The 4,559-nt window shown below is 74.4% G+C and carries 5 protein-coding genes; 1 reads left to right on the forward strand and 4 read right to left on the reverse strand.

Translation table 11 applies throughout. The annotated features are described in order from the left end of the window. On the reverse strand, positions 1–522 hold a 522-nt coding region (locus CCN42_RS37775), incomplete at its 3' end, for an NAD(P)/FAD-dependent oxidoreductase (RefSeq protein ID WP_158102191.1). A 213-nt stretch (positions 523–735) separates the two neighbouring features. Between CCN42_RS37775 and CCN42_RS37780 the strand changes: the two genes are divergently transcribed. Then, positions 736–1,695: an LLM class F420-dependent oxidoreductase gene (locus CCN42_RS37780; protein WP_086741771.1), complete on the forward strand. Its 960-nt coding sequence runs from the start codon at positions 736–738 to the stop codon at positions 1,693–1,695. Positions 1,696–1,886: 191 nt separating this feature from the next. Here the strand turns inward: CCN42_RS37780 and CCN42_RS37785 are convergent, their stop codons facing one another. The 3 genes from CCN42_RS37785 to CCN42_RS37795 form a co-directional block, all read right to left on the reverse strand. After that, positions 1,887–2,927 carry an SDR family oxidoreductase gene (locus tag CCN42_RS37785; protein WP_086741774.1) on the reverse strand — a complete coding sequence of 347 codons (1,041 nt, stop codon included), beginning with the start codon at positions 2,925–2,927 and terminating at the stop codon, positions 1,887–1,889. Positions 2,928–2,932: 5 nt separating this feature from the next. Further along, positions 2,933–3,460 carry a phage holin family protein gene (locus CCN42_RS37790; RefSeq protein ID WP_086741772.1) on the reverse strand — a complete coding sequence of 176 codons (528 nt, stop codon included), beginning with the start codon at positions 3,458–3,460 and terminating at the stop codon, positions 2,933–2,935. A 235-nt stretch (positions 3,461–3,695) separates the two neighbouring features. Further along, a partial coding sequence (locus CCN42_RS37795) for an arginase family protein (protein WP_422641254.1) occupies positions 3,696–4,559 on the reverse strand: 864 nt, incomplete at its 5' end.

Genomic DNA, 4,559 nt, shown 5'->3' on the forward strand with positions numbered 1-4,559 from the left:
GTCGGTGCCGGTGTATCCGGCACCGACCACGACGAACGTGCACCGCGCGGCGCGGGTCGCCGGATCCTCGCAGGAGGCGGCGAGTTCCAGCTGCCGGGTGACGTGGTCGCGCAGGTACAGCGCTTCGGGCAGGCCGCGGAAGCCGTGCGCGTGCTCGGCGACGCCGGGGACGGGCAGCAGTTTGTTGACGCTGCCCGCGGCGACGACCAGCCGGTCGTACTCGAGGGTTCCGGCGCCGCCCTCCGGGTCGGTGTAGTGCACGGTGCGCCCGTCCAGGTCGACGTGGCCGGCCTCGCCGAGCACCAGCCGTACCCGGGGCAGGGTGCCGGAGAGGGAGACGGTGACCCTGCGCGGCTCCAGGACGCCCGCCGCGACCTGGGGCAGCAGCGGCAGGTACAGGAAGTGGTCGGTCGGGTTCAGCAGGGTGATCTCGGCCTTGCCCCGGGCCGTGCGGGACAGTTCCCTGGCCGTCCGGTAGCCGGCGAAGCCGGCACCGACGATCACGATGCGGGGTCGACTCACGGTGCTCCTCCGGCGGTGTCGCCCGTGGGGGAAGGTGCGCGGGCAGGTCGGGACGTACGGCAGGCACGCGGACGTACGACTCCTCCGTCCTCCCGTACGAGCTATCCGCGTCCCCCTGGCCGGGGCACCCAAACGTGCGCCGGTTCCCCGCCGGGCGCCGGGGTACTCGGCCCGGGCCCCCCACCCGAGCCGCACGTCGCGGAGGTACCCCCCATGCCCGAGTACGGTTACTTCCTCTCCTGCGAGGAGCACGGCCCCGCGGACCTCGTGGAACAGGCCAGGATGGCCGAGCAGGCCGGCTTCCGGTCGCTGTGGATCTCCGACCACTACCACCCCTGGAACGACGCCCAGGGCGAGAGCCCGTTCGTGTGGTCGGTGATCGGCGCGCTCTCGCAGGCGGTGTCGCTGCCGATCGAGACGGCGGTGACCTGCCCGACCGTGCGGATCCACCCGGCGGTGGTGGCGCAGGCCGCGGCGACGAGCGCGGTGATGACGAACGGCCGCTTCCGGCTCGGCGTCGGCTCGGGCGAGGCCCTGAACGAGCACATCCTCGGCCACACCTGGCCGCCCGCGGACGTCCGGCTGGAGATGCTGGAGGAGGCGATCCACGTGATGCGCCGCCTGTTCACGGGTGAAGAGGTCACCCACCACGGCACCCACTACACGGTGGAGAACGCCCGCCTCTACACGGTCCCGGACGAGCCCGTCCAGATCGACGTCTCCGGCTTCGGCCCGAAGGCCACCGAGCTGGCGTCCCGGGTGGGCGACGGGTACATCACGATGATGCCCGAGGCGGACATGGTGCGGCGGTTCCGCGAGGGCGGCGGCGGCACCAAGCCCGTCATCGGCGGCACCAAGGTCTGTTACGGCACCGACCGCGACGAGGCGGTCCGTACGGTGCACCGGATGTGGTTCAACGAGTACCTGCCCGGCGAGATGGGCCAGATCCTGCCCTCGCCGCGCCACTTCGAGCAGCTCCAGCCGCTGGTCACCGAGGAGATGATCGCCGAGCAGGGGGTCTGCGGGGACGACGTGGACGAGCACGTGGCGGCGCTGACCGCGTTCGCCGACGCGGGCTTCGACACGATCTACGTCAACCAGATCGGCCCCGACCAGCGCGGCTTCTTCGACTTCTACCGGACCAAGGTGCTGCCGCAGCTCCCGGGGAACTGACGGGTCGGAGCGGCTGCGATGCCGCCGTGTCGGTGTGCACGCTCCCGGCGGACGCCCCGGAGGCCGACGGCACCTCGCCCGGGACACCACTGCCCTCGGTTGCGGCCCCGCCCGGCCCCAACGCCCCGCCCACAGGGCCATCCCGGCGACGGGCGACGGGCAACGGCCGACGCCCCCTCGCGTTCGTGTCCCTAGCGGCGCACCAGTCGCCGTACCCGCCGGGCCGCGAGAAGTCCCGCGCCGACGGTGAGCACGGCGCCCAGCCGCCCGCGCCGCCGGGACAGCCAGGGCTGCGGGCCGCCGTCGTGGGACTCCGCGTCGAAGCGGCCGTGCGCCCCGAAGTCCCTGCCGTGCGGTCCGTCGGCCGGGGTCCACAGGTTGCCGGGGCTCCCCGGCTCCCGCGGGGGTTCCGCCGTGTCCTGCTGGGAGCCGTGTCCGGTGCGGGCCAGGTACCGGTCGAGCAGGCCGGGCACCACGGCGTTGGCGAGCAGGGTCGCGGCCGTCGAGCCGCCGACCCAGTACTCGCGGCGGCGGGCGTGGAAGGCCGCGTGCACGATCGCCCGGGCCGCGACCTCCGGCTGGTACACCGGCGCCACCGGCCGGGCGCGGCCCGGCATCCGGCTGAGGACCCAGTCGAACTGCGGGGTGTTGACCGCCGGGAGCTGCACCATCGTGGTGCGCACCCGGCTGCCCCGGTGCAGCAGCTCGCACCGCAGCGACTCGTTGAACCCCTGGATGGCGTGCTTGGCCCCGCAGTACGCGGACTGCAGCGGCACGCCCCGGTAGGCGAGCGCGGACCCCACCTGCACGATGGTGCCCCGGTCGCGCGGCAGCATGTGCCGCAGTGCGGCCCGGGTGCCGAACACATAGCCCAGGTAGCTCACTTCGGTGACCCGCCGGTACTCGTCGGGCGTGATCTCCGTGAATGGGGCGAAGATTCCCGTGAAGGCGTTGTTGACCCAGACGTCGATGGGCCCGAACGCGTCCACGACCTGCTGGGCGGCGGCGTCGACGGCCTTGGCGTCGGCCACGTCGACGGCAATGACCATCGCCTCCCCGCCCGCCCGCCGCACTTCGCCGGCGGCGGCCGCCAGCCCTTCGCGGCCCCGGGCCAGCAGGGCCACCCGGTCGCCGCGCGCGGCGAAGGCGCGGGCCGTCGCCCGGCCCACGCCTCCACTGGCCCCGGTGACCACGACGGTTCCGCCGCGCCCCGGCGTTCCCGGTCCGCGCATGCGGATCACGCCCGGTACTGCGGGTTCTCGGGGTCGATGTCGTCCGCCCGCGGCGCGGGGACGCTCATCCGGCCGGGAGCCGGAGTGCCGGGACCCGGGATGCCCGTGCCGGGAGCGCCGGTCGCGGCGCCGGCTCCGCCCGGGGCCACCGGCGGCATCGGCGGGATGGCCGTGCCAGGAGCGCCGGGCGGTCCGGCGGTCGGGGTGCCGCCGATGCCGTGGCCGCCGCCGGAGTGGTGCGCCGACGGGTGCTTGGGCCGGGCGGCGCCGCGCAGCGCGTAGGCGGCGACGGCGAGCAGCGCCGCGGTGATCAGCGCGGCGGCCCAGTCGGGCATCACCAGGTCGAGGGCCAGTCCGACGGCGAGCGCGAGGGCGGCGCCCGCGTAGAGGGCGACGGTGCCGGACGCGGCGTACAGCATGGCCGTACGACGCTGCTTGCGGGTCTGCTGCTTCAGTTCGTCGCGGATCGTCTCGCGCGCCACCTGTGCCAGCTCGTCGGCGAGATGTTTGTCCAGATGCTCCAAGCGGTCCATGGGCCGCCGGGTACCCAGCGGGGATCGCGGGTAACGCACGGTCACGGGCTGGGCGGGCGTATCCGGAAGTCATGGCGGGCGGGCAGCGGCTCTCGGAGAGACGGGCCCACAGCACTCCGACGGCCTCGGCGCCCTCCCGCAGGTCGGCGGCCTCGAACTCGGCGTCGAACACGGCGCGGGCCCGTCCGCCCGGTTCCGCTCGTCGACACGGTGCACGTCATCGAGCGGGGCAGGGTCAGGGTCGGGCAAAGGCGTCCACGACGATGTCGGTGAGCAGTGCCCCGGCCGTGCCGTCCGGGTCGAGATCGGGGTCGTAGATGGTGACGTTGAAGCCGACGCAGAGCGGGGAGGACAGCAACGGGCGCAGCAGGGAGACGAGTTCGCCGGGCAGCAGTCCGTCGGCGTCGGGGCTGTCCACGGCGGGCATCACGCCCGGGTCCAGGACGTCGGCGTCCAGGTGGACCCAGAAGCCGGCCAGGCCGGGGAACGCGAAGGACTGCGCGGTGGCCCGGGCGAGCGCCTCCGCGCCCCACTCCCGCAGGTCGCCCACGGTCACCACGGGGACCTTCAGCGCGGCGAGTTCGCGGCAGTCCTCGTCGTCCCGGAACGCGTCACGGATGCCGAAGAACCGCACGTCCTCGTCGCGCAGGTAGGGCTTCCGCCCCTCCAGGTCGGTGAGGTCCTCCTGCCCGCGTCCGGTGGCCAGCGCGACCTCCTCGCCGCCCGCCGCGCCGATCCGGCCGGAGTTGCCGGGGTGCCGGAAGTCCGGTGAGGCGTCGACCGCGACCAGCCCGTACCGGCCAAGGCGGCGCAGCGCGAGCGAGGCGCCGAGCTGGATGGAGCAGTCGCCGCCGAGCACGACGGGGAAGTCACCGGCGCGGACGTGGTGCTCGATACGGTCGGCCAGCTTGCGGGTGTACGCGGCGAGGGCGGCGGCGTTGAAGACCCCGTCGCCCTCCTGCCAGTCACCCCGGTCGTAGCGCGGCGGCACGACCACCCCGCCTTCCAGGGCGCCCAGCCGCTGGACGATCCGCTGCTCCCGCAAGGCCCCGGCGAGCTTGTAGCAGCCGGGCACGGTGCCGGGGGCTTGCGGGAGCAG

Source organism: Streptomyces glaucescens, from assembly GCF_002154375.1.
In the GTDB taxonomy this organism is placed as follows: Bacteria; Actinomycetota; Actinomycetes; order Streptomycetales; family Streptomycetaceae; genus Streptomyces; species Streptomyces glaucescens.

Excerpts from the sequence above, each read along its gene's own strand:
- CCN42_RS37785 (WP_086741774.1), bottom strand. The coding sequence starts at position 2,927 with ATGCGCGGACCGGGAACGCCGGGGCGCGGCGGAACCGTCGTGGTCACC.
- CCN42_RS37790 (WP_086741772.1), bottom strand. The coding sequence starts at position 3,460 with ATGGACCGCTTGGAGCATCTGGACAAACATCTCGCCGACGAGCTGGCA.
- CCN42_RS37780 (WP_086741771.1), top strand. The coding sequence starts at position 736 with ATGCCCGAGTACGGTTACTTCCTCTCCTGCGAGGAGCACGGCCCCGCG.